Here is a 24,093-nt window from a genome sequence, read left to right on the forward strand (position 1 = left end):
TCCTCATAAATTGTGATAAGGACGAAAAGGGGGAGATCAACTGTGAGAGATTCAGACCGCCAGGCACTCGAGTATGCAATCGATGAAATTACAGAAATTGCAGAAGGCTTTGGACTTGATTTTTATCCAATGAGATACGAAATATGTCCTGCTGATATAATTTATACATTCGGTGCTTATGGGATGCCTACTCGTTTTTCACATTGGAGTTTTGGAAAGCAATTTTATCGAATGAAACTCCAGTATGATTTAGGGTTAAGTAAAATTTATGAACTTGTTATTAATTCAGATCCATGTTATGCCTTTTTGCTTGATTCCAATTCCCTCATCCAAAACAAATTAATTGTTGCCCACGTACTTGCTCACTGTGACTTTTTCAAAAATAACTTTCGTTTTAGTAATACAAAACGAGATATGGTTGAAAGCATGGCTGCAACTGCTGAGCGCGTAAAGCATTATGAGCATTTATATGGAAAGCTTGAAGTTGAGACATTCCTGGATGCGGTATTAGCTATTCAAGAGCATATTGACCCATCTCTCATGAGGCCAAAACTGTCTTGGAGTCTTGGGGATGATGAAGAGGAAGAGGTAAAGAGAAAGGCAACTCCATACGATGATTTATGGAATATGGATAGCAAGCCTAACAATGAAAAGCCAGTTCCCCGTAAGAAAAAGAAATTTCCACCCCAGCCTGAAAAAGACATACTATTATTCATTGAACAATATAGTCGTGAACTAGAGGACTGGCAGCGTGACATTTTAACAATGATGCGTGAGGAAATGTTATATTTTTGGCCGCAACTTGAAACAAAAATTATGAACGAAGGCTGGGCTTCGTATTGGCACCAGCGTATTATACGAGAGATGGATTTAACTTCTGATGAAGCTATTGAGTTTGCAAAGCTTAATGCAGGAGTCGTTCAACCATCAAAAACTAGCATTAACCCATATTACCTTGGCTTAAAAATCTTCGAGGATATTGAGGAACGCTACGACAATCCAACGAAAGAAATGATGGAGCGGGGCGTAAAACCAGGGTCAGGTCGCGATAAAATCTTTGAAGTACGTGAAGTAGAATCGGATATTTCATTCATTCGAAATTATTTAACAAGGGATCTAGTTTATCGGGAAGATATGTATCTGTTCCAAAAGCAAGGTCGTGATTATAAAATTATAGATAAGCAATGGGAACAGGTTCGGGACCAGCTTGTGAATATGCGTGTCAATGGAGGCTTTCCTTATATCACGGTGAATGACGGCGATTATTTGAAAAGCGGAGAACTCTACTTAAAGCATTGGTACGAAGATATTGAGCTGGATTTAAAATACCTTGAAAAAGTACTCCCATACATCTATCAACTATGGGGCAGACCAGTACACATGGAAACCGTTTTAGAAAATAAAACCGTTGTATTTACGTATGATGGAAAAACAGTGCACAGGAAGTATATATGAAATATGAGAAGCTACCTAGTCGGGTAGCTTCTTCCTTTTTTTAAAAATCTCTGAAAAATAGTGAGTTTCTTCACTGAGCATAAATGGAAATTAAGCTAAAATAAGTTTTAATCTAAAGGGAGGGGATAGATAGGTGGAAAAAAATAAACTACCAATTGTGTACTCATGCTCAGGGTGTTCATCAGCTGCACAAACAGCCAATACAATTGCGATAAGAATGGACCGAGAACATGTAGCTGAAATGTCCTGTATTGCGGGTGTTGGAGGGGATGTTAAACCTCTTGTTAAAACGGCAAAATCAGGTCGTGACATTATTGCGATTGATGGTTGCCCACTAGCTTGCAGTAAGCATATTCTTGCAAGACACAATCTTGAAGCAAAACACCATTTTGACTTAACAAATTTTAATGTGCCCAAAAAGCAACATGTAGATCCGGATCCGCAACTTACGAAAAAAGTATATCATCAGATTTTAGAGTTAATGCAATAATGTTTAATAAGAAAAGGCTGAATTGAAACTAGTAACGTAAGTGACATTATAGCCTTTTCTTCACCCAATTTTTATAAACCTTTCCGTTTATCGTATATTTGCCTGCCGAAACAGTGATACAATATATGAAAACGCTTTAATATATAAACGTGAATCTTTCCTTAGTTAAACTTTAAAGGGAGGTTAATGATGTACAACAAAATCCTATTAGCCACTGATGGTTCTGAGCATTCTAGGCGAGCAGCTGAACATGCAGTAATGCTTGCAAGCGGAAATTCCCATACAACAATTGTAATTGTATACGTAGTTGATCCTAATAAAGTTAAATCCGATATATTAGAAAACTGGAATGGGCCGGATATTGGTGATAAAAGAAGACTTCGGTTGAGAGAAACTGAACGGATTTTGAAGAAAACAAGAGCGTCCTATGAAATAAACATTCTTCATGGTGAACCAGGACCTACTATTGTCAATTATGCGAATAAAAATCAGTTTGATCTCGTCATCGTAGGTAGTAGAGGGTTAAATGTCCTCCAGGAGTTTGTATTAGGAAGTGTCAGTCATAAAGTAGCTAAGCGTGCCAATTGCCCCGTATTAATCGTAAAATAAATAAAGAACAGAGAGGTAGATGACTTTAACTACCTCTCTCTCCGTTAGCATCTACGCTTCGAAATGATTAGTCAGTCAATATTTAGAGCAATCCTCTCAAGCCATTACCAATCGCCCTTAAGAAATAACTGCGGCCTAAAAAATACCACTACAAATAGATGGTGTTTACCATTCTATACTGAAAACGAAAGATAAGAAGAGTATTTTTAAGATAACATAAATTGTTTACGATTACATGAGGTTTCACAAAAGTGAACCAATCCAGTATACTATGATTTGTTCACGACGGACCCGACTTTCATGAGAGTTGAAAGTCATAATGAAAATAGATAGGCGAGAGCCTAAGAAAAACAAAGAAAGAGGTGCTAAATTGAATTTATCAACATATAAAACTGAATGGTTTGGCAATGTCCGAGGAGATATTTTGGCAGGAATTGTTGTAGCACTCGCACTCATTCCAGAAGCAATCGCTTTTTCATTAATTGCAGGGGTTGATCCAAAGATTGGATTATACGCCTCATTTTGTATTGCCGTAACAATTGCATTTGTTGGGGGAAGACCTGGCATGATATCCGCAGCTACAGGTGCGACGGCATTGTTAATGGTAACTTTGGTTGCAGAACATGGCCTCCAATATTTACTTGCTGCGACGATTTTAACCGGAATTATACAAATTGTTATGGGTGTGTTAAAGCTAGGTAGACTCATGAAATTTGTCCCACGATCCGTTATGACTGGTTTCGTGAACTCTCTTGCCATCCTTATTTTTGTTGCTCAATTGCCGCATTTTGTAGGAGAATCATGGCAAATGTATGCGATGGTAGCTGGAGCTTTAGCCATTATTTACATCTTCCCACGTTTAACAAAGGCTGTTCCATCGCCACTAGTTGCGATTATTGTTATGACGATAATTGCCATAATAACCAATAGTGGAGTACGTACCATTGGAGATATGGGTGAACTTCCGTCAACATTACCGATCTTTTTACTTCCTGATATTCCATTGAATTTTGAAACATTAAAAATTATTTTTCCTTATTCTTTATCAATTGCGATTGTTGGTTTAGTTGAGTCGTTATTAACTGCTTCTATCGTAGATGATATGACTGACACAGAAAGTGATAAAAACAAGGAAGCACGTGGTCAAGGAATTGCCAATATCGTCTCTGGTTTCTTCGGATCAATGGCAGGTTGTGCGATGATTGGTCAATCAGTGATTAACGTTAAATCAGGAGGCCGTGGAAGACTTTCAGCATTTGTAGCTGGTGTGTTCTTAATGGTGTTAATACTAGTATTACAAGACTTCTTAGTCCTGATTCCTATGGCAGCCCTTGTTGGGGTAATGATTATGGTTTGTATTGGAACATTTGACTGGTCTTCATTACGAACACTTCATAGAGTTCCGATTACGGATACGATTGTTATGATTGTAACTGTTATTACAGTTTTACAAACTCATGACCTCTCAAAAGGTGTTTTAGTTGGTATTCTTTTAAGTGCAATCTTTTTTGCTGCTAAAATCTCAAAAGTAAAGGTAACGAGCCTATCAGCAAAGGCTTCACATAAGAAAGTGTATCACGTTTCAGGACAACTGTTCTTTGCATCAGTAACTGATTTTGTTGATAGCTTTGATTTCAAAGAAGACGTCAAAGAAATTGATTTAGATCTATCAAATGCTCACCTTTGGGATGACTCTGCGGTTGGGGCGATTGATAAGGTCGTTATAAAATATCATCAAAATGGCACCAAAGTAAACATTAAAGGATTAAATACAGAAAGTAATAAATTAGTTGAAAAACTAGCTGTATATAAGTCTCCGGCTGCTCTTGATAAAGCAGTAAACCAATAAGATAAAACGACACGCTGTTGTATGGAGCGTGTTTTTTTGTCTAGTAAGAAAGGAATAGGACATAATAAAAGGTAACTTCAAAAATTTTACAGTTTTAATAATTGGGGTGCCTTTTGTGAATGCAATCTATGGATTCGTTTGGCTACTAGCGCTATTTGTTTGGGGCGATTGGAGAAATCCAAAAAAGTACTACTCAACTTATCTCTTCTTTCTATTAGGTGATTTTTTATATCTCTATTTTTTCTCAGATTATTATCCGATGTGGAGTTATGCCCCTCAGGGCTTTGATGAGGACATCGGACTTACAAACACACATGTTGTTTTATCAATAATGGCAATTAAATATCCTGCAACCATTCTAATTTTTTTGGGAAGATATCCTGGGGATCAATCATGGGTTAAACAGTTGATTTATATCTTAATGTGGAGTTCTATTTACGGAATCAATGAGGCTTTGGATTTATTCTTTGGTCTAATAACCTATGACAATGGCTGGAGTATTTGGTGGTCAGTGTTATTTAATTTCGTCATGTTCTCAATACTACGATTACATTTTGTGCGACCATTACGTGCCTGGGTAGCTTCCTCTATTTTTATTCTCATTCTTTGGCATGTCTTTGATGTGCCGTCTTCGGTGTTCCGATAAAGTTATAAAGATAGAGAGGGGTTCTACGAGGAACTTAGTAAAAAACAAAAGTTGTATAAAAAGGTGAAATGAATTTTAAAGGTTGCTGGTCTTATTCAGCAACCTTTTCTTTTTATGTAATTATCCGAGAGCATCCGATTTACTAAAGGTCAGGATAATTTTCCTTAAGATAAAACCAATAATTAATCCTGGAATTACACACATCATCGGGAAAAAGACAGGTCCAAATGTGACACCGAAAAACGTGGCCTTGGGTGATACCATTAAACCAACCGTTACAGAATAAGCACAGAAAGCAAATGGTAAAAAGGAATAAGGTGCTTTACCACCGCCTGCTTCTTTAAATGCATCCCACATAGCGAAAAAATAAAGACATGGATAGAACATAAGCCATCCATAGTTAATAGATGTAAGTGCTCGCTCTGTTTCACCTAAGAAACTAAGCATAATTCCTTCATTAAAATTTGCGCAGGTATTAACCAAGAACTCTAAGAAAATAAATGTGAGACCCTTTAAATATTGCTTGTTTAATAATTGTCCGAACCCCGGCAATGCAATGCTCCAAAATATGCGTTCAATTGCTTTCACATTCGTGTTATTCACCACACTTCAATTTCGATATCTATATTTTCTTATATTTCCCAGTTTATTATTCATGGAAAATCAATGTAAAAAAAGCATCTGCACTAAGCAGATACCTTTTACGATATTACATATGTTCATTTGGAGGTACTGGCATACCATGAATGGAACTTCTTTCGATTGACTTATTGGGCGAATGAGATTCGTGCATTGGGTGTGATTGCTGATTCGGATAATCATCTACCTCGGATGGAACCTGGGTAGGCTGAACCTCATGAGCTTGTGTGCCAATGTTGTCAGTTGTATGAGTTACATAATCCTGAGGAGGGCTTTGAGTTGAGTAATCCTGGACAGTCTGATCCGAGTATTCATAATAACCATGTTGAACTTGGTTTGTTTGAGTATGATTTCCTTGGGATGTATTTTGATTATATTCTTGCGGTTGTTGTGGATACCCCTGATATTGCTGCGTATTAAAACTTGATGGATGCTCATTGGACTGATTCTGTTGAGGCATTCCTTGTTGGCTAGTAGGTTGCTGACTCTGCAGTTGTTCTACAATTTGACCTACTGCTTCTGCTGGTGTGTCTGGGATTTTATCAAAAAAACCTTTACCTTTGTCAGGGTTTGAAATAATCCCCATTGTTGCCAGAATCCCAAAAATAGCAGTTACATATGTTTCCCAAGTCGTTAAATCAATTTGCAGACCTAAGTCTTTAAATACCATATATAAAATCGATACAAGAGAGACCCATAATCCATAGTTTTTCCATTTCATAAGCTGATAACCCCTTTCGGTAGTCTCCTGAGTATCTTATTCTGTTCCTTTAAAAAAGGTTACCAGCTTGAGGTAGGTTGTACCAAATTCCATGGAAAATCTGTTTAGTTCTCGGGTTGCACATCCTGCATTCTTTCTAGGATTCGTCTTTTTCGGTATAACATATTACCAGTCTCTGTAAGGTCTTGAATCATTGAACGATTTGAAATCGCCCCGAAAATAATTCCCGCAATCGGAATCATTTGAAAGAGCTTTTTCCAACCAAATTGATCTCGATAAGTGTAGACAACCTCACGCCAACCTTGCAGTTGGGACATCATCTCATTAGAAGAACTTCTCCCTTGATAAAAAGAGGATAGTTCTTTTAAGATGGCTTGCTTACCAACGATATCTGCAGATGAAAACTGCAAGCATTTAATTATAAAAATCCGCTCATTTTTATCTTTTGGATCGAATCCATGTATAATGGCTATTTCTTGTAGTGTTTTTAACGACATACTTAATATTGCGGGGATATCGACAGCAAGTGTAAAAATACCTCCGACACCAGTAGTGGCACCTTGGAGGGTAGCAACCTTGGTCCATTTTTCTGCATGCTCTTGACTTGCTTCAATCATGGCTTGAACGGGTATTTTCTCAATATCTGAGATGCTTTCAATGGTGGTATTTGTCTTCTTTTCAACGAGATTTAAAATTGCTTTTTCCTGAACAAGATATTTACCACCAGTTTGAAGATAGCTACCAATTTCATCAAGTAATACTCCAATTTTGTCATGAATGAATTTCGGAGTTAGCTTATCGAGAATCTTGAATGGAAGACGACCAATCCGCTCCCAGAACCATAATCCACTTTGTTCTTTTTCCCAAGCTTCGATTCTTTTTAATTCAATTTCAAGTATTTCTTTAGACTCCATTTGCATACCTCTTTCTCATTATTGCTTAATGTGTATTACGTATGTAATGTAAAATAGTTTCATTTGAACTTCAGGAAACGCTCCCTATTCCTTAGCACAAAAATGGTATAATAATTTAATCAGATAAAGGACAGTGATTGCAATGAAAATACTGTTTGTAATGCTAGGTGGATTTTTTGGAGCTATAAGCCGTTATTTACTAGGTGTGTGGATCATTATGCCTACAGGCTTCCCAATTGGAACTTTAACTGTAAATTTGATTGGTTGTTTTATTCTGGGATGGTTATTAACCTTTATAGCTACTCTCAGAAAAGTTAATCCGATGATTACATTATTTTTTGGAACTGGATTTTTAGGATCATTTACTACATTCTCCACATTCTCTGTAGAAGTGATTCAACTGATTGAAGATCAGAAGATAGGATACGCTGCTCTTTATATGATGTTAAGTCTATTTGTAGGATTAATACTTTCTTACATAGGGTATCGAGTAGCTATTACACGAAAATTAGGTGAAAAATCATGATGATATTGGTGGGGATAGGCGGTGCATTAGGTGCAGCAAGTAGATATTTAGCAGGAGTATGGATTGCTAGGAAAACCCGAAGCACATTCCCATATTCGACTTTCTACATAAATATTGCTGGCTCATTTTTATTAGGGATTATAATAGGATTGAAGTTAAATCAAGATATTTCAGAATGGAGTTGGTTGTTGTTAGGAGTAGGTTTCTGCGGTGCATTTACCACGTTTTCAACGTTCGGGTATGAAGTCATTCAATTAATGATTACTCACCAAACTAGGAGAGCCTTTGTGTACATAGTAGCAACAACTGCAATATCCATCATTTCATCATATATAGGTATCCAAGTCCTCATATAAAAAGCCAGGAGAATATTCTATACTCCTGGCTTTTGGCGTGCGTGGATTTATTATTTTTTTAATACGTCATGGTCAACATAACGTTCACCATTGATTTCGCTGATTACATTTATTGCTACTTTAGCGCCGTCACCAGCTGTGATGATGGTATGAACACTTACACCAGCACATGTTCCGGCAGCCCAAATACCTTCTACATTTGTTTTTCCTGCTGTATCAACATCCAGAACCGTTTTAATACGTGGCTCGGTTCCTTCTTTTGTAGCCACACCAGATGCGGCAGCAACATCAGTTAAAGCACCTGTTGCAAAAATCACGTGTTGTCCTTCGTACCCACCATTTTCAGTTACTACTTTAATACCGTTTTCAGTTTTCTCAACAGAAGTAACAGCCTGTTGAACAACCTCAGCTCCGAATTTAGCAGCTTGCTTTTGGCCGATTTCAACTAGTTCTGGTCCTTCGATTTCCATTACGCCATAATGGTTTTCAACCCATGCACGTTTTGTCATACCTTTGTCACTATCTAAAAGTAATGTTTTCTTTCCAGCCTTAGCGGTAAATAAAGCAGCACTCGCACCAGCTGGACCTGCTCCAATAATTACAACATCAAACATAGACTACAACTCCTTATGTAAAATACTATTCAATGATAATTATACCCATTAAAGAGTTGACAATCTAATCATCTGCTTAAAAAACGATTTAATAGGGAGGAGGTCCTCAAATAAAAATTTTTTCATTTAGGCATTTTTGGAAGGATTTTCTATGGTTGAGTCCGAATATAAAGAAAAGTTAGAAATAATAGAATATTAAATGAATGAGTATTCATTCATTTCTTTGTTTCTAACAAAAATGAATAAAGGGGGTTACTAAATGAATGCCTTTAAACTATTTAAGGCAGACCTAGCAAGAATTGCACAAAAGAAGACAGTATTATTTTCAGTTATTGCGGTATTGCTAGTTCCAATTGTGTACGCAGCAATACTACTATCGGCAAAATGGTCACCGTATGACAATCTGTCTAACTTGCCAGTTGCTGTCGTCAACCTGGACAAGGGTGCTGTCTCTGGCGGCGAACCTATTAATGTAGGGGAAGATCTTGTTGCTAATATGAAGGAATCAATGACGTTAGGATTCCAATTTGTTAGCCAAGAACAAGCCCAAAAAGGGTTGGAACATCAAGATTACTATATGGTAATCGAAATCCCTGAGGACTTTTCAGAAAAGATTACAACTGTTTTAGATGAAAATCCTCAAATACCAGAATTGCGTTATATCCAAAATGAAGGCCTTAACTTTATGGCCGCCCAGGTGACAAATAGCGCAACAGTGACAATTCGTGAACAACTCGGTAATACCATTACTGAAACCTATGCAAAAAATCTGTTCACTCAATTAGGTGAAATTGCAAGCGGTTTCAAGAGTGCTTCAGATGGTTCTGAGCAAATCCATTCTGGATCAACAGAACTACATGATGGAACTAGTACAATGCTAGAGTCCTTACAGGAAAAGGCACCAGATATTGATAGGCTAGCTGCTGGTGCAGAGGAGCTTGAAGCGGGGACTGGGGAGTTATTAAGTAGTTTAACAGGTAAAAAAGGTGATATTGCAAAATTAGCTGCAGGTGCAAAAGCAGCAAATGATGGTACAGCTGAAATCCTTAGTAACTTAAAAGGGAAGTCTGGTGATATCGCAACACTTGCCAAAGGTTCAAAAGATTTGGAAGCAGGAACAAAAGAAATACTGACCAACCTAACTGGAAAACAGCCTGATATATCAAGACTTGCTGAAGGGGCTGCCTCAATAGATTCAGGAGCAGCGACTATTTTAGGTAGATTAGATGGAAGTGCTGAAAATATTGCTGCACTTGCTGCAGGCTCAAAGGAACTTTCTGCCGGTGTGCAGAGTTTATTAGACCAAATTGAAGGCGGTTCTGATAAAATAACTGAGCTTCATCAGGGTGCTTTGGCTTTAGAAAATAGTGGCCCAGTGTTAAAGGGCGGGGCTAAGCAGGTGTTAGATGGCTTGCAAGAGATTCAATTGAGCGTTGATGGAAAATTGCTACCAGGAGTTCAGGGCTTAAAAGCTGGGGTTGGCGAACTTCGAAATCGTGTAGATAGTGAGCTAGCAGTAGGTTCAAAAAAGTTAGCAGATGGATTAGAAGCATACTCTAAGCATCCACTTCTTGCAGCAGACCCACTATTTGCAGCATTAGTTCAGGGAAGTAAGGATATTAATGCTGGAATTAATGAAGTAATTACCGGCATTGACACTAGATTAACACCAGGAATAGATACACTTGAAAAAGGGATCTATGAAAAAGGAAATCCAGAAACTCTAAAAAACGGCATCGATGCCCTAGTTGCTGGGCAGTCAACATTATATACAAAAGTGGATAAGGAGCTAGTTCCAGGATTTACGAGTTTGGCTGATGGTACAACACTACTAGATGCTTCCTGGAAAAAGATGCTGACAGAAATTCCTGTGATGAATAAAGGAGCAAAAACGATTGCTGCTGGTAACGAAACCGTTAACGAAGGCTGGCAAGCTCTTACTGCTGGGGTAACGGAATTGAAAACTGGTACTTCTCAGATTAGTGTAGGTACTGCAGATGTTAATAATGGGTGGAAGGCACTCACTGCGGGTGCTACAGAGTTAAATGCGGGTTCTGCAAAAATAGCTGCTGGTAACCAAACAGTTAACACTGGTTGGCAGACGTTAACAGGTGGAGTAACTGAACTTCATGCTGGTACATCCCAAATCGCAGCAGGGAATGCGGATGTTAATAAGGGCTGGCAACAACTTTCTGTAGGAGCAGCTCAAATCCACGGTGGAGTTCAGCAAGTAAGTGATGGCACCCAAACTGTTAAAACTGGCTGGGGTGATTTAACAGAAGGTGCTACACAGATTAATGATGGAGTAGGTAAAATTAAGGATGGTAGTGAGGAATTGGCTAGTGGGCTTGGTGATGGTGCTGAAAAGACAAGCGCTATCAATGCTGGTGATTCAAATATTGAAATGTTCTCATCACCGGTAAAAACTGTTGGCGAAAAAGTAAATAGCTATCAGTATTATCGAGATTCAACAGCACCATACATTATTTCACTTGCACTGTTCGTGGGTATGCTTATCCTGTCCTTTATTATTGACTTTAAAAAGCCAGCGAACGATCCATCTTCATGGATTAGCTGGTTTGCAAGTAAGTATTTGCAACTTTCAGTATATGCAATCGGACAGGCATTACTAGTTTCTATATTTGTTTTACTATTCCTAAGATTACAGGTAGGAAGTGCAATTTCGTTCATGTTATTTACCGTTTTTGTGAGTATGACATTCATGACAATCATTTTCTTCCTAGTAACATTAGCAGGAAATCTTGGCAGATTTTTAGGGTTAGTCTTTATCGTGCTTCAACTCTCAATCACTGGAGCAAACCTTCCAATTGAGATGCTTCCAGAAGGCTTACGTAACCTTAGCAAGTTTTTACCGCTAACCTATTCAAATGCTGGATTTAAGTCGATTATATCTCTTAATGATGTCAGTATGATGTGGGCGAATATTGGAATCCTGTTCATTTACTTTGCTATCTTTATAGCATTGGCCGTAGGTGTATTTTTACTAAGTGGTAAAAGACAAGAAGAAAATGATATGACCTATTCAGGTTAACTCTGAGACCCGAGATCCCTCACAATGAGGGAGTCGGGTTTTTTCTATACAAAACGCACCTCTGGATAATCTTTTTATAAATATCTAATACTACGTGTATCTTGAGGTCAGGGGGATTTAAAGTGATTACGAATGAAATCATATCAATCTTAGAAAGTAAAATACAGTTTATTGAAAGAGGCGATAAAGCGATTTATTTAGTGGGGCCAATTGAGTTACCAGTAAATTTAGATGGAGAAACAGTTGTTTTTAAATGGTATTGCTGGCTTCTTTGTAGTGAGGTGACCATTGATACAAATCGTATTATTGAGAAACTATCATCATCCAACCTTGCTGAAATGCAACAATCAAGTGTTTTGGTATATGGTGATTTTGAACAGGCAGACGAAGCGCTAATCAGAATGCACAGTATCTGTCATACTGGTGATATTTTTGGAAGCAAACGTTGTGATTGTGGTTATCAATTGAAACATTCAATGAAGATCATTGTGGAGCATGGGGCAGGAGCTTTATTTTACCTTGCAAATCATGAAGGGCGAGGAATTGGCTTGTTCAGTAAGGCAATGGCGTATATCCTGCAGGAAAATGGGCTTGATACAGTGGAAGCAAACCTCCAACTAGGGTTTAAGGACGACGCTAGGAATTACGATGATGCAATTCGAGTATTAAAAACGTTACGAACAAAACCTGTTTCCTTAATAACGAATAATCCTAAGAAGATTGACGCGTTAAAAAATGCTGGATTGAATGTTTCAGAGCGAATGCCAATCTGGGGAGATGTGTCAGAATTCAATCAAAAATATTTAAAGACCAAGGTAGAGCGAGCTGGTCACTTAGTTGAAATGGCACAGGACGAACAACCACTATAGGCTCGTGTCTGGGAAGAATTAGCTAGATGTGAACTAGAGCATCGAAAAGGGTTCGGTCAAGGAATAATTTTGGGAGTAAATCCGCAAAAGCTCATAAGAGGTTCACGTATGTAAGAAATCAGGGGATTGCGAACCCGCAAGTCCACTTAATAGGTTTGAATATGTAAGAAATTAGGGAACGCTGAACCCGCAAAGGCTCTTAACAGGTTCGCACATGGAAGAAATTAGGGAACACCGACCCCGCAAAGGCTCTTAACAGGTTCGCATATGGAAGAAATTAGGTAACGCCGACCCCGCAAAGGCTCTTAACAGGTTCGCAAGTGGAAGAAATTAGGTAACACCGAACTCGCAAAGGTTCTTAACAGGTTCGCATATGGAAGAAATTAGGGAACACCGAACTCGCAAAGGCTCTTAACAGGTTCGCATATGGAAGAAATCAGGGAACAATGAACCCGCAAAGGCTCTTAACAGGTTCGCATATGGAAGAAATTGGGTAACACTGAACCCGCAAGCCCGCTTAACAGGTTCGCACATGGAGTAAATCAGGAAACACCGACCCGCAATGACCCAAAAGAATTTAGCACATGAAATAAATTAGGTAACTACAACCCTACAAACACTAAAAAGGGGTCCGCAGCTGAATATTAATCAGGAGTGCGAACCCAAACCCTATTATCACTAATAATCATAACTAATTACATTCCAATTAGGAATCATAAGGAAAGTTATCACCTTCGTAATTCTTAAATGGCGGGAGAAACTGTATGACAATTACTACAGGCAACAAGTAACCAATCAATGCTTCAATAATAGCTACAGCCCTTGATACCCCAAATGGCGTTACATCTCCATACCCAACTGATAAAAGGGTAATTGCACTAAAATATAAGGAGCGGGTCACCATGTCGATGGACTGCTCCTGGTGCGACTCAGAGGCATAATGATCATGAACAGATCCTAGATCAAGTATATCTAAAAAAATATATATAACTGCAAATGTTAATAATGTATTAAGATAGACAACGATGAAAATTAATCCACGATACAGAGTTTTCTTGCGGTGTATGAATGATTTCATATAAAACTCACATCCCTTACAGGCGTCCTTTATATATGTATATTAAGAAGTCAGTAGAATAGACTAGCCTTCCAATATCCTTGTGAAATGAAAAAACTCGGCAAATTTGCCGAGTAATGCTGCCCCATGCTATTGAGGTAAATCGTTCATTTTAGACTGATTTAATGCTTGGAAGAATGCTTCTTTATCATCTGCAGTGACATACATCTTAGTAATCTTCTTTCTCTTGCCAAATGGGAGATAGGCAAATATAGGTTCTGCTAATTCAATTTCGAATTGTGGATCTTCTTCAAAAAGATCTGGAAGGGTAATTGAAAAACTCTCCTTTTCTTTTTCTCTAGTCTTTTTATCTGTAACGGATGCTTGCACAGATTTGATGTTGTCTAAATTAACTTCAATTTCACGTCGAATACCGACCTGTGCAAAAAGCTTATTGTCTTTTAAGACAATAGGTGAAAGACGTACAGCTTGGTAATCTGCAACAATCCAGAGTAGTGCATATAGATCCAAAATGGTTATAATCCATGCGGCAGTATGACCCCAGAAATGAGCAATTAAAAAGTGAATTCCAATTACCTCAATGACCATTGCATGTACAAGCATGATAAACAAACCGAAGTATCCAGACTTTGTATGAATTGTGAATACATGCGAGCCTGCTTTATTCTCCCATTTCTTCTTCCAAACAAAGAATGCATAATAGAAAATGGTGAAATCGTAAACAAGAAAATCAATAAGTTTTTTCTTCCCAAATGTTTTATACAAAGCGTTACGCATTGTAGAAGGGTAATAAAAACAGTTTTCTTTTTGTTCTTTGTAATTACGAATAAGTATTGGAATTTTACGTAGTAATAAGCTGGCAAGATATAATTCAATTACAATAAAAACTGCCTCGACTAATAAAATTCCGTACTTAGCGTACTTAAAAATATCACTGTTATGATGTGGAACAATGAAATAAGAAAACCAAAAGCCGGCGATAACTACAGGAAGAAGTGTAATTAAAGAGAGACGGTTGCGTACCACTAGCAAATAGAAAAAGAGTGGTAATACAATAGTTAAATCAAACATGGAGGCGAGTATCAGTGTATCCGTTATTGGCTCGAATGGCTGAACCACCATAATGGTATAATTTGAGCTCAAGATTAACAGTGCTACTATTAGAAACAGATAAATTGATTTGTTCTTTTTGAGTGAAAGCACCATGGGACATCCCCCTTAATTTTGTTTAGTACACGGATTTGAAGTGGATACCAAAAGTAGTGGAAAAGGATATGAACAATAATCGAACCGAAGTTCCTACATGTAAAAATGAAAACCCCGTCAAATCTTTTGTCTCGCTTGCAGAGATATAAAATATTGCCAGTATACAAATGATACTGGTCAAAAGGACTAGGCTACGAACCATTTTCATCGGAAGTAATTATTATCGTATGCAGTTTTCTAACGATAGTTTGGAACTGTATCATTTCCTCTTCAGTTAGTTTTGAGTAATATTTCTCCATAATTACTTGATCGATTTTTTCACTTTCCTTATACATTTCTTTCCCCTTCGAACCAAGAGATATGAGAATTTCACGTCTGTTATTAGGATTAATTTCTCTTTTAATGTACTGTTCACTTTCTAATTTGTTTAAGAGCTGGCTGGTAGCACTGGCTGATATCTTCATGAGCTGCGCTAATTCATTTACCGTAATCGTTCCTGCTTGGTAGACATGGTGTAAGACAATTGATTGTTTGGTGGTAATGTCATATTGGAAGATGGCTTCAAATTCCTTGAGCAAAAGTGCATTGACCTCATCGAGAAGAGTAAAAGTTTCTTTCATATATGCTGTTGTATCCATATTACACCCTCCTTTAATGTTAATATCAATAAACATTTAAGTTACCTTAAATATATTATAAAATTAAACGTTTTCCTTGGCAACAAAAAAAGGCGGCTTTTGCCACCTTTTTAAAAAAATAGGTTGATGATTTGAAAAATGATTCCAGCTAATAATGCTGAAATAGGAAGCGTAATCACCCAAGTGAGAACGATTTTACGAGCGACCCCCCACTTAACCCCTTTAATCCGCTGTGCGGAGCCTACGCCCATGATAGCAGATGAGATAACATGAGTTGTGCTAACTGGTAAATGAATGTACGTCGCTCCAAATATGATGAGAGCAGAAGACAAATCTGCTGCCGCTCCATTTATAGGACGGATTTTCATAATTTTACCGCCAACTGTTTTAATAATTTTCCAACCACCAATTGAAGTACCAAGCCCCATGGCAGTTGCAGCGGCAATTCGTACCCATAACGGAACATCAGTAGAGGTGGTGAATCCTCCAGCTATTAATGCCATCGTCATAATCCCCATTGCTTTTTGAGCATCATTTGTTCCATGGGTAAATGCCTGAAGTGAGGCAGTGAAAATTTGAAAAATCCTAAAGCCCTTATTTGTTTTATATAGTGTTGAGTTACGAAAGATGACCTTAAATAGACTCATCATTATAAATCCAACTGCTAATGCAATAAAAGGGGAAAGAATAAGTGCTTGTATGATTTTTATAAAGCCACTGTAGTTTAATATCCCAAATCCAGCAGCGGAGATAGCCGCCCCTGCTATTGAACCAATTAAGGCGTGAGATGAGCTACTAGGAATACCGTAATACCAAGTTAACAGGTTCCAAGCTATTGCCGAAAGGAGCGCCGCCAAAATAACAACAGTTCCATTTTCAATTGCGAACGGATCTACAATGTCTTTAGTGATAGTTTTGGCTACACCTGTAAAAGTTATCGCGCCGATAAAGTTCATTGAAGCAGCTAAAATAATAGCAACTCTTGGCTTAAGCGCCTTAGTCGATACACTGGTTGCAATCGCATTAGCTGTATCATGAAAACCATTAATAAAATCAAATGCTAGGGCAAAGAAAATAATTAAAATGGTGAGTAATAGTAAAGTATCCATGCTAGTATGATTCTCCCTTAGGCGTTTCTCATAATAATCGTTTCAAGTGTATCTGCAACGTCTTCACAGGAATCTGATACGCCTTCGAGAATCTCGTATATCTCCTTAATTTGAATAATTTTTATAGGATCAGTTACATTTTGAAAAAGTTGTTTTAATGAAATACGAAAAATCTCATCACATTGCGATTCATAGTCATTGATTTTAATCGTATGTTGCCGTATCTCTAATAGCTTTTTTGAAGACAGAAGCTCAATTGCTTTAATAATTTCGATTGTGCTTTTATGAATGTGGTCAGCGTAAGAATTCATATATTCATCAGTTTCTGTCAACGAGTAAATTTCAAAGCGTTCCGCACATTGCTCCATTCCGTCCAAAACATCATCCATCTTGATGGCTAAATGTAAGATGTCCTCCCGTTCAATTGGAGTAATGAATGATTTATTTAACTCAGTTATTAAGCCATGGATTATTTTGTCCCCCTTCTTTTCATAGTTCTTCATTTCAAATGAAAATTCTTTCAGGTTAGAGACATTTTTAATTTTAAACTGAACAAAATAATCAGCTGCTTCTTTTAAATTTACGGAAATGGATGATAGTGCGTCAAAAAAAACATCTTTTTTCTTGTTTCCAAACATAGTGTTTAATCCTCCAGCAAAAATAACTTAACACACGATTGAATTTCAAAATGTTCACATGTGTTTAGGTGTAAAACTTATTGTTTTAGTATCTATAGAAAATTCAGGGAATATACTTGAAATTTATCTATTATCGTGTAAAATTACACTAAAGAGAAAATGGTGTAATTTTACACTAAAGGAATTGGCTGGTGTGTAAAGATGTTAACTATAGAAATTTTGAACACTAGGGATGAACAATCAAAAACAAAAAAAGAAATCATTTCACTAGCAAGAAGGGTCAGCCAGATTGGGGAAAAGTACGTACACTCAAAACTTGAAATTTACGACCAAGTCATTTGCCTACGACGAAATCAAAAGCTATTGGCCGCTCAATTCGTTCAAAGCTTTGAACAGAATGGAGACTTTTTTGTATACTTTGGACCTTTGTTTTCAAGAATGAGCTGTTTTCTTGAATTGTTTATGCAGTATTTATTTGTGGTAATGGCCGATAATCAAGAACGAAGAATTCACCTACTTGCTGAAATTGAGAATCCAGAAGTGCTTTTGCTGTTTAAAGCCTTGTTTGAGGATAGGGCTTATCCAAAATTTATCAATTGTCCTGTCCCAAATGAAATAAAGGAAAAGGTTCATATTTTTTCAGAGAACCTCTCCCATATTCATGACCTTGATAGTGATCGTTTAACCTCAAAATCCATTGATTCGCTTTATCAAAAGCAGTCTATTCATAAAGAAATAGAGAATTGGTTGTATTCAAGAAAAATTGATTTATCACAATGTATGAATGTTGTACTGTACGCGACTATTCCGGATACACCAGATTTGCGCAAAGATTTCATTATGGAGCTAGAGCATGGAAGACAAAGGTTGGGGAATTGGAAGGATAGGAAAAACGAAGTGTTAGCTTTATTTGAAGGAGGAATCGTAAGTAATGTCTGAGATTTTTTTTTCACAGATTAGGGAAGATAGCTTAGTAGAAAGAGAGATTTCAAGTTTAGTGATACCTAAGAAAGTTCTTGTAATTGGCTCTGGTGGCTGTACAGCTTTTTCCATTTTGGATGATTCGGTTGACCAGGTTATCTGTGTAGATGTCAATCTCGCCCAATGTGCTTTAATTGAGTTAAAGAAGGCAGCTATAAAGCGTTTGTCGTTGGATGAATATCTTGCTTTTATCGGTGAAACTCCATGTGAAAATCGGTTAGGAATTTATCAGGAGTTAGCGAATGAACTTCCTGGTTACGTTCAAGAATTTTGGACGACACGTAATCAAGATCTTGACTTAGGAATTAATCAATGTGGAGTAAATGAACGTTTTTATCGTTTTATAGGAGAATCTATTTGCCGGAATATATACGATGAAACCGTTTGGAATGAATTATTTGCTGCAAAAAGTCTAGAGGAACAGCATGCATTTTATCATCAGTATTTAACCACTATCGAATGGAGAACAGTTGCCCAACTATTATTGAGTAAAACGACACATCTTCAATTCTTTCCTGCGTTCATGTTTGCTAATGCACGTGAGAACGATTTTGGGAATTTCTTTTTGAGCCAGTTTGAGAAGGAAGTAAAAACAAAACCGATTCACTCTAATTATTTTCTAAGCCAAATCTTGTTTTCTACCTATTTGTATGAACAGAACGAGGGTGTTCCGTTTTACCTAACTGAAGAAGGATATGTAGCAGCCAAAAGAAATATTACTAAACTTGTAATCCATCCATTGAGTATTCAGGAGCTACTATTTAAGGAAGGTTCCATTGATGCTTTTTATTTGTCTAATGTATTTGACTGGGCAGATGAGAAAGGAAAAGAAGCGATTTGTAACGGGATATTACGCTCAAAATCTGAGAATGCAGTCGTATTGTTTCGAAACATGCTTAGTACGAGTCAACTGCCATCTAGTTTTATGAGTAAATTCAGCATTAATGAAGAATTATCTAGACGGTGTGAAAAGCTAGAGAGATCCATGTTATATCAAAAAATCACAGTAGGGAAGTTTCTATGACCTATCAATTTTTAGAACTTGATGAATCATTTGAGGAACAATTATTACGTTTAGCTTCAAGAACAAATACAGGTAGCGATCTCTTTTATGTTGACCGCTCACCTCATTTTTTTCGATTATCAGATGAATTCGGAATGACAAAGCATTTCGGGTTATTTAGGGAAAATGAACTAATCGGGTGTGTCGCGGTAAGTCAGCAACAGCGGGTAATTGATGGTACTTGTGAAAGAGTATTTTACTTAAATGATTTAAGGCTACACCCAGATTACCATCGGACGTTTGCCTATTATCGTCTTGCAGAAAATTTACTATCATTCTATCGAAATGAAGATACCGTAAAATGGATGTTTTCAACGGTTCTTGACAGTAACACAAATAAATCATCGATGATAAAGGGAAATCAGCTCCTTCCAGGAGGTGTTGAAATTGGCAAGACTACACATATTGGTGTCCCGATGTTCATGAATTACCGAAAACACAAACAAAAGTCATACAACGAACATTTAAGTGTTATTGAGATTGACGGGGAAGAGGCTTGGCAGGTTTATCAAAAACGAATGACGTTTAAATCATTTGCCCCATGTGATAAGGACCTTTTTATGAAAGAAAATGGTGTGTTTTTAGTCATAAGAAATGATAGGAAAGAAGACCTGGCGGTGTGTAAGCTTGTGGACCAAAGTGATGCTAGGAAACTTCGGCTCTCTGACAAACTTCCAATCGCGTTTAAATTGGTGAATTTTCTTTGTAGGGGTGTTGTTTGCCCACCATTACCAGATAAAGGAGACCTTTTTCGTCATGGTTACATGGCGTATTTCATGGCCAAGGAAAACCCACTACGTTATCGAGATGAATTTATTGCTTATATACAAAAAACTTATAAGCATCGATTCACATATTTATTTTACGGGGCCAGTGCAGAGGATAGCCAACGTTACCGAAGCAATCTATTAACGATTAAACTTTCATCAACGACGTATGCTTATGGAGATATTCCAATAAGTCTTGCAATGGATTTTCATGAATTAACACTAATTTAAGGAGGAAGTATCAATGGAGAAATTTATCGAGCTTAAGAAAGTGACAGACAGTCTATTTGGTGAAAAAAAGATTGAAGAACATCCATTATTTACAGCAATGAAAAATAAGGAGTTTTCTGAAGAACAACAAAAGAAAATTGCCCTTCAAATTTATCATGTGGTTCTTTACTTCCCTCGTTTTTTATCGGCAATTTTAACAAATATGCCAGATTATAGAATGAGAATGCCGCTGGTGGAGAATTTATTTGAAGAGCATGGGAAAATGAATGAAAAATATGTTCATAGTCAGACGTACAAGCAATTTTTAAAGGGAATTGGGATTACTGAACAGGAAATTAACGAAAGTGAGCCAAGTATTCCGGTCATTGCATACAATCGAGCTATAACTGATTTATGTCTCCACTATCCCTACTTAGAGGGATTAGCAGCACTTGGAGTGATTGAAGAAATTGTTGCAAGGGTTTCACCATTGGTAGGAAAATTTGCAAAGAATACCTATGGGAGTGAGAACCAATCGCTTATTCATTTCACCGACCATGAGGTGCTTGATGTTCAACATGCCAATGAAATATATGAAGTAGTGGCCCTAGGTTATGAAGGAGATCAAAAACGGATGATTGAAACAGGTTTGAAATTTGGTATGTATTATCACTCAAGAATGTACACTGACATCCTTGAAGATGTTCGTAACTAAATGGTAAAAAAATATATTAACTGGTATCCCCCTAAAAAATAATCCCATTCGAATTCATATATATAGTGCTATTTTATCAAAGTTTTTGATGTCTAGCTCCAGGCGCCATCGGCTCTCGGGTCTAAGCCAATCGCTTCGGAAGGTTGGGCTTGTCTTATGCTTGTCGCCGATAAGCAGGCGCATTCCGCATTTCTATCAGGAGGGCATTTGAATGGGAAAGAACTTCATGAAGACTTTGTCCGAGGTTGGGAAAGTAAAAATCATACTGTTGATTGGTTTGCTATTTATTTTATTTGTTGCAATCGGAATGAACTTGTATATCAATTCTCGTGATGTAAGTGCATTAAATAATCCATTGCCAGAGCCAACTATTATTTATGATAAAAATGGGGAGATTGCCAGCAAAGTTTCAGGAACTAAAATTGAAGCTGTCCGGTACGAAAATATCCCACCACATGTGGTCAATGCTATTATCGCCATAGAAGACCGTCGATTTTATAAACATCCGGGTGTTGATTATATTGGTATTTTTCGTGCTCTATTTCGGAACATAAAAGCGGGCGGGATTGTTGAGGGTGGAAGTACGATTACCCAGCAATTAACAAAGAATGTCTTTCTAACACATGAGCAAACACTGAAGCGAAAAATAGATGAATTCTTCATTGCTCAAAAAATAGAGCGTACATTTTCAAAAGAAAAAATCATGGAAATGTATCTCAACCAAATCTATTTTGGTGAAGGCGCATGGGGGATTAAAAATGCTGCTAGAACCTACTTTGGAAAAGAGGTTCATGACTTAACCGTAAGTGAAGGGGCGATTCTTGCTGGGTTAATTAAGGCTCCTTCGTCCATGAATCCTTTAATAGATATGGAAAAGTCGTTTAATCGAAGAGACCTTGTATTAGCGATGATGGAGGAACAAGGCTTCCTTACTTCAGCTCAAGTGAAAGATGCAAAGGAACAGGAAATTGTATTCAAAGGGCGCCAACTTGATCCATACAAAGGAAAGTATCCTTATTATGTTGATTATATAATTGAAGAGGCTATTGAGAACTATGGACTCACCCAAAATGAAGTATTATCTGGTGGCTTGGAAATTTATACAGAGCTTGATCCTCATATGCAAGAATCGATGGAAAATGTGTATAAAAACGATAGTCTTTTTCCGGAGAGTACATCTGATCAATTACTTCAGAGTGGTGCTATTTTAGTAGATCCAAAGACTGGCGGGGTAAGTGCGCTAGTGGGAGGACGTGGTGACCATGTATTTCGTGGCTTTAATCGTGCGACTCAGTTAAAGAGACAGCCAGGTTCTACCATTAAACCACTGTCTGTGTATACGCCTGCATTGGAACATGGTTATAGTATTTATGATGTCCTACCGGATACACCGATGAGCTTCAATGGCTACGAGCCTAAAAATGTGTCTGGAAACTTTAAAGGCAGTGTAACAATCTATGATGCAGTGAGGAATTCAGATAATGTTCCAGCGGTATGGCTGTTAAATGAAATTGGACTTAAAACAGGTATTGATGCTGTCAATAAATTTGGTCTTCCGATTACAGAAACGGATCATAACCTAACTCTTGCTCTCGGAGGTTTGGATGGGGGGGTGGCCCCGATTCACATGGCAGAAGCTTATACAACATTTCCAAATGAGGGAAGTAAGACGAAGGCACATGCCATTTCAAAAATTGTTGATACAAGTGGAGAGGTCATTGCTGAATGGAATGAAGAACCTGAACAAATTACGAGCCCTGAAGTTGCAAAAAGAATGACATTTTTACTCAAGGGAGCGGTTGAAAATGGAACTGGCCGCCATGCAAGAATTGAAGGTAGAGAAGTTGCTGGGAAGACTGGTTCAACTCAGGTCACTATCGATGGAATAAATGGATCAAAGGATATATGGATGGTTGGATATACACCTGAGTTAGTAGGTGCAGTATGGCTTGGATATGATAAAACAGATGCAAATCATTATGTAACAACTTCCAGTTCAACAGCTGCAACTATTTTTAAAGAAATCATGCAGCAGTCCTTAAGTAATACTCCAGCTAGTTCATTCAATCTCCCAGCCTATCAGCCTCCTGTTCAAAAGAAGGAGAATGTGCGGAAACAGAACAATGGTAGGGAAGAAAGGGATGATAAGAAAGGGCAGAAAGAGAAGTGGAAAGAGGAAAGAAAGAAACAGAAAGAAGCAGAAAAAAGGCGTAAAAAGGAAGAAAAAAAGAGAAAAAAAGACGATGACTAAAAAGGAGGTTCCCAACATAGGGAACCTCCTCTTTGTTTGCATAGAATTACACACATAAGATTAACTAATGAGAGTCGATAATGAAAAAAATATTTATTATAAATTAGTTGTATAGTATTGTAAAACTAGGAATATTTTGTGTGATAAAAGACCTAATATATTTGAAAGTGTTGGTGCGAATGAAAAAAGGTTTGCTATTTGTATTAGCATATGGAGTAATTATTCTATTATTAATTGGGATTGGATTCTTCTATTCTAAGCTTTTTGTACCCACCACGAACGTAAGCATTGATAATAACAAAGAGAAATCAGAGTTTACCCAAAGTTTTAAAGAAGCTCTAAGAGAGGACAAGGAGCGAACAGAAAAGAAAAAATTAGAAGAAAACAATAACAATAGATGGAATCCATCTCCGACCTTTATTTTAGTTGCTGTTTCGGTTGGTGCTGTTGCTGATATCGTAATAGTGATCCTTTGGGCACGCCATGAAAACAGAAAGAACCAGGACATGGGACTAGAAAGCAGACAACGAAAAAAAAGAATCACAGATTCCACCATTTTTTGGTGGATAATTGGATTAGGAGTTGTCCAGAAGAGACATGAAAAGTTAGTGGTTGATTGGAGATACGTGATAGCCTATATTGTTATCGGCTTTGCTTTAAAGTTCTGGATTTCCAAAGATTTTGTTTAAATAGAAGT

General features: G+C 37.4%; 24 protein-coding genes. 15 read left to right on the plus strand and 9 right to left on the minus strand.

Annotation, left to right across the window (positions count from 1 at the left end; translation table 11 throughout):
• Positions 1-42 precede the first annotated feature (42 nt).
• The 5 genes from CZ490_RS00755 (at position 43) to CZ490_RS00775 (ending at position 5,049) form a co-directional block, all read left to right on the plus strand.
• Positions 43-1,455, plus strand: a complete 1,413-nt coding sequence (locus tag CZ490_RS00755; RefSeq protein ID WP_077617078.1) for a SpoVR family protein — start codon at positions 43-45, stop codon at positions 1,453-1,455.
• Positions 1,456-1,588: 133 nt separating this feature from the next.
• Positions 1,589-1,945 (plus strand): putative zinc-binding protein, encoded by a 357-nt coding sequence (locus CZ490_RS00760; RefSeq protein ID WP_077617079.1) that lies wholly within the window; start codon positions 1,589-1,591, stop codon positions 1,943-1,945.
• Between the two features lie 189 nt (positions 1,946-2,134).
• On the plus strand, positions 2,135-2,554 hold the full coding sequence (locus CZ490_RS00765; protein WP_077617080.1) for a universal stress protein: 420 nt from the start codon (positions 2,135-2,137) through the stop codon (positions 2,552-2,554).
• 370 nt (positions 2,555-2,924) lie between these two features.
• Complete coding sequence (locus tag CZ490_RS00770; protein ID WP_077617081.1) at positions 2,925-4,403, plus strand: SulP family inorganic anion transporter; 1,479 nt, start codon at positions 2,925-2,927, stop codon at positions 4,401-4,403.
• 115 nt (positions 4,404-4,518) lie between these two features.
• Positions 4,519-5,049: a CBO0543 family protein gene (locus CZ490_RS00775; RefSeq protein WP_077617082.1), complete on the plus strand. Its 531-nt coding sequence runs from the start codon at positions 4,519-4,521 to the stop codon at positions 5,047-5,049.
• A gap of 120 nt (positions 5,050-5,169) precedes the next feature.
• Here the strand turns inward: CZ490_RS00775 and CZ490_RS00780 are convergent, their stop codons facing one another.
• The 3 genes from CZ490_RS00780 to CZ490_RS00790 all read right to left on the minus strand — a co-directional run bounded on the left by CZ490_RS00780 (position 5,170) and on the right by CZ490_RS00790 (position 7,323).
• Positions 5,170-5,637 carry a hypothetical protein gene (locus CZ490_RS00780; protein ID WP_077617083.1) on the minus strand — a complete coding sequence of 156 codons (468 nt, stop codon included), beginning with the start codon at positions 5,635-5,637 and terminating at the stop codon, positions 5,170-5,172.
• Between the two features lie 121 nt (positions 5,638-5,758).
• Positions 5,759-6,409, minus strand: a complete 651-nt coding sequence (locus CZ490_RS00785; RefSeq protein ID WP_077617084.1) for a hypothetical protein — start codon at positions 6,407-6,409, stop codon at positions 5,759-5,761.
• A gap of 104 nt (positions 6,410-6,513) precedes the next feature.
• Complete coding sequence (locus CZ490_RS00790; protein ID WP_077617085.1) at positions 6,514-7,323, minus strand: EcsC family protein; 810 nt, start codon at positions 7,321-7,323, stop codon at positions 6,514-6,516.
• A gap of 142 nt (positions 7,324-7,465) precedes the next feature.
• Between CZ490_RS00790 and crcB (CZ490_RS00795) the strand changes: the two genes are divergently transcribed.
• Positions 7,466-7,849: a fluoride efflux transporter CrcB gene (gene crcB / locus CZ490_RS00795; RefSeq protein ID WP_077617086.1), complete on the plus strand. Its 384-nt coding sequence runs from the start codon at positions 7,466-7,468 to the stop codon at positions 7,847-7,849.
• On the plus strand, positions 7,846-8,205 hold the full coding sequence (gene crcB / locus CZ490_RS00800; RefSeq protein WP_077617087.1) for a fluoride efflux transporter CrcB: 360 nt from the start codon (positions 7,846-7,848) through the stop codon (positions 8,203-8,205). Before crcB (CZ490_RS00795) ends, crcB (CZ490_RS00800) begins: the two co-directional genes overlap by 4 nt.
• A 50-nt stretch (positions 8,206-8,255) precedes the next feature.
• Here the strand turns inward: crcB (CZ490_RS00800) and CZ490_RS00805 are convergent, their stop codons facing one another.
• Positions 8,256-8,819 carry an FAD-dependent oxidoreductase gene (locus CZ490_RS00805; RefSeq protein WP_077617088.1) on the minus strand — a complete coding sequence of 188 codons (564 nt, stop codon included), beginning with the start codon at positions 8,817-8,819 and terminating at the stop codon, positions 8,256-8,258.
• A gap of 259 nt (positions 8,820-9,078) precedes the next feature.
• On the opposite strand from CZ490_RS00805, the gene CZ490_RS00810 reads away from it, so the two are divergent.
• The gene (locus tag CZ490_RS00810; RefSeq protein ID WP_077617089.1) at positions 9,079-11,871 is read left to right on the plus strand and encodes a YhgE/Pip domain-containing protein; all 2,793 of its coding nucleotides are present in this window, start codon (positions 9,079-9,081) and stop codon (positions 11,869-11,871) included.
• Positions 11,872-11,993: 122 nt separating this feature from the next.
• A complete protein-coding gene (locus CZ490_RS00815) occupies positions 11,994-12,740 on the plus strand; it encodes a GTP cyclohydrolase II (protein WP_077617090.1) in 747 nt (248 codons plus the stop codon).
• A gap of 706 nt (positions 12,741-13,446) precedes the next feature.
• Here the strand turns inward: CZ490_RS00815 and CZ490_RS00820 are convergent.
• The 5 genes from CZ490_RS00820 to CZ490_RS00840 all read right to left on the minus strand — a co-directional run bounded on the left by CZ490_RS00820 (position 13,447) and on the right by CZ490_RS00840 (position 17,409).
• On the minus strand, positions 13,447-13,818 hold the full coding sequence (locus CZ490_RS00820; protein ID WP_077617091.1) for a potassium channel family protein: 372 nt from the start codon (positions 13,816-13,818) through the stop codon (positions 13,447-13,449).
• 129 nt (positions 13,819-13,947) lie between these two features.
• Positions 13,948-15,024, minus strand: a complete 1,077-nt coding sequence (locus tag CZ490_RS00825; RefSeq protein WP_077617092.1) for a hypothetical protein — start codon at positions 15,022-15,024, stop codon at positions 13,948-13,950.
• A 191-nt stretch (positions 15,025-15,215) separates the two neighbouring features.
• Positions 15,216-15,662 (minus strand): MarR family winged helix-turn-helix transcriptional regulator, encoded by a 447-nt coding sequence (locus tag CZ490_RS00830; protein ID WP_159439884.1) that lies wholly within the window; start codon positions 15,660-15,662, stop codon positions 15,216-15,218.
• A gap of 110 nt (positions 15,663-15,772) precedes the next feature.
• Positions 15,773-16,771, minus strand: a complete 999-nt coding sequence (locus CZ490_RS00835; RefSeq protein WP_077617094.1) for an inorganic phosphate transporter — start codon at positions 16,769-16,771, stop codon at positions 15,773-15,775.
• A gap of 17 nt (positions 16,772-16,788) precedes the next feature.
• Positions 16,789-17,409: a DUF47 domain-containing protein gene (locus CZ490_RS00840; protein ID WP_077617095.1), complete on the minus strand. Its 621-nt coding sequence runs from the start codon at positions 17,407-17,409 to the stop codon at positions 16,789-16,791.
• Positions 17,410-17,610: 201 nt separating this feature from the next.
• Here CZ490_RS00840 and CZ490_RS00845 point away from each other — a divergent pair, with 201 nt between their 5' ends.
• The 6 genes from CZ490_RS00845 to CZ490_RS00870 all read left to right on the plus strand — a co-directional run bounded on the left by CZ490_RS00845 (position 17,611) and on the right by CZ490_RS00870 (position 24,085).
• A complete protein-coding gene (locus tag CZ490_RS00845) occupies positions 17,611-18,348 on the plus strand; it encodes a hypothetical protein (protein WP_077617096.1) in 738 nt (245 codons plus the stop codon).
• Complete coding sequence (locus CZ490_RS00850; protein WP_077617097.1) at positions 18,341-19,414, plus strand: DUF3419 family protein; 1,074 nt, start codon at positions 18,341-18,343, stop codon at positions 19,412-19,414. Before CZ490_RS00845 ends, CZ490_RS00850 begins: the two co-directional genes overlap by 8 nt.
• Complete coding sequence (locus CZ490_RS00855; protein WP_077617098.1) at positions 19,411-20,451, plus strand: hypothetical protein; 1,041 nt, start codon at positions 19,411-19,413, stop codon at positions 20,449-20,451. The genes CZ490_RS00850 and CZ490_RS00855 overlap by 4 nt, the downstream gene beginning before the upstream one ends.
• Before the next feature lie 13 nt (positions 20,452-20,464).
• Complete coding sequence (locus tag CZ490_RS00860) at positions 20,465-21,145, plus strand: iron-containing redox enzyme family protein (RefSeq protein ID WP_077617099.1); 681 nt, start codon at positions 20,465-20,467, stop codon at positions 21,143-21,145.
• A gap of 211 nt (positions 21,146-21,356) precedes the next feature.
• The gene (locus CZ490_RS00865) at positions 21,357-23,396 is read left to right on the plus strand and encodes a transglycosylase domain-containing protein (protein WP_077617100.1); all 2,040 of its coding nucleotides are present in this window, start codon (positions 21,357-21,359) and stop codon (positions 23,394-23,396) included.
• A gap of 179 nt (positions 23,397-23,575) precedes the next feature.
• Complete coding sequence (locus CZ490_RS00870) at positions 23,576-24,085, plus strand: hypothetical protein (RefSeq protein WP_077617101.1); 510 nt, start codon at positions 23,576-23,578, stop codon at positions 24,083-24,085.
• Positions 24,086-24,093 lie beyond the last annotated feature (8 nt).

Source organism: Litchfieldia sinesaloumensis, assembly GCF_900156865.1.
Classification (GTDB): domain Bacteria; phylum Bacillota; class Bacilli; order Bacillales; family Bacillaceae_L; genus Ferdinandcohnia; species Ferdinandcohnia sinesaloumensis.

Excerpts from the sequence above, each read along its gene's own strand:
- CZ490_RS00765 (WP_077617080.1), top strand. The coding sequence starts at position 2,135 with ATGTACAACAAAATCCTATTAGCCACTGATGGTTCTGAGCATTCTAGG.
- CZ490_RS00785 (WP_077617084.1), bottom strand. The coding sequence starts at position 6,409 with ATGAAATGGAAAAACTATGGATTATGGGTCTCTCTTGTATCGATTTTA.
- CZ490_RS00790 (WP_077617085.1), bottom strand. The coding sequence starts at position 7,323 with ATGGAGTCTAAAGAAATACTTGAAATTGAATTAAAAAGAATCGAAGCT.
- crcB (WP_077617086.1), top strand. The coding sequence starts at position 7,466 with ATGAAAATACTGTTTGTAATGCTAGGTGGATTTTTTGGAGCTATAAGC.
- crcB (WP_077617087.1), top strand. The coding sequence starts at position 7,846 with ATGATGATATTGGTGGGGATAGGCGGTGCATTAGGTGCAGCAAGTAGA.
- CZ490_RS00805 (WP_077617088.1), bottom strand. The coding sequence starts at position 8,819 with ATGTTTGATGTTGTAATTATTGGAGCAGGTCCAGCTGGTGCGAGTGCT.
- CZ490_RS00810 (WP_077617089.1), top strand. The coding sequence starts at position 9,079 with ATGAATGCCTTTAAACTATTTAAGGCAGACCTAGCAAGAATTGCACAA.
- CZ490_RS00820 (WP_077617091.1), bottom strand. The coding sequence starts at position 13,818 with ATGAAATCATTCATACACCGCAAGAAAACTCTGTATCGTGGATTAATT.
- CZ490_RS00825 (WP_077617092.1), bottom strand. The coding sequence starts at position 15,024 with ATGGTGCTTTCACTCAAAAAGAACAAATCAATTTATCTGTTTCTAATA.
- CZ490_RS00830 (WP_159439884.1), bottom strand. The coding sequence starts at position 15,662 with ATGGATACAACAGCATATATGAAAGAAACTTTTACTCTTCTCGATGAG.
- CZ490_RS00835 (WP_077617094.1), bottom strand. The coding sequence starts at position 16,771 with ATGGATACTTTACTATTACTCACCATTTTAATTATTTTCTTTGCCCTA.
- CZ490_RS00840 (WP_077617095.1), bottom strand. The coding sequence starts at position 17,409 with ATGTTTGGAAACAAGAAAAAAGATGTTTTTTTTGACGCACTATCATCC.
- CZ490_RS00845 (WP_077617096.1), top strand. The coding sequence starts at position 17,611 with ATGTTAACTATAGAAATTTTGAACACTAGGGATGAACAATCAAAAACA.
- CZ490_RS00850 (WP_077617097.1), top strand. The coding sequence starts at position 18,341 with ATGTCTGAGATTTTTTTTTCACAGATTAGGGAAGATAGCTTAGTAGAA.
- CZ490_RS00855 (WP_077617098.1), top strand. The coding sequence starts at position 19,411 with ATGACCTATCAATTTTTAGAACTTGATGAATCATTTGAGGAACAATTA.
- CZ490_RS00860 (WP_077617099.1), top strand. The coding sequence starts at position 20,465 with ATGGAGAAATTTATCGAGCTTAAGAAAGTGACAGACAGTCTATTTGGT.
- CZ490_RS00865 (WP_077617100.1), top strand. The coding sequence starts at position 21,357 with ATGGGAAAGAACTTCATGAAGACTTTGTCCGAGGTTGGGAAAGTAAAA.
- CZ490_RS00870 (WP_077617101.1), top strand. The coding sequence starts at position 23,576 with ATGAAAAAAGGTTTGCTATTTGTATTAGCATATGGAGTAATTATTCTA.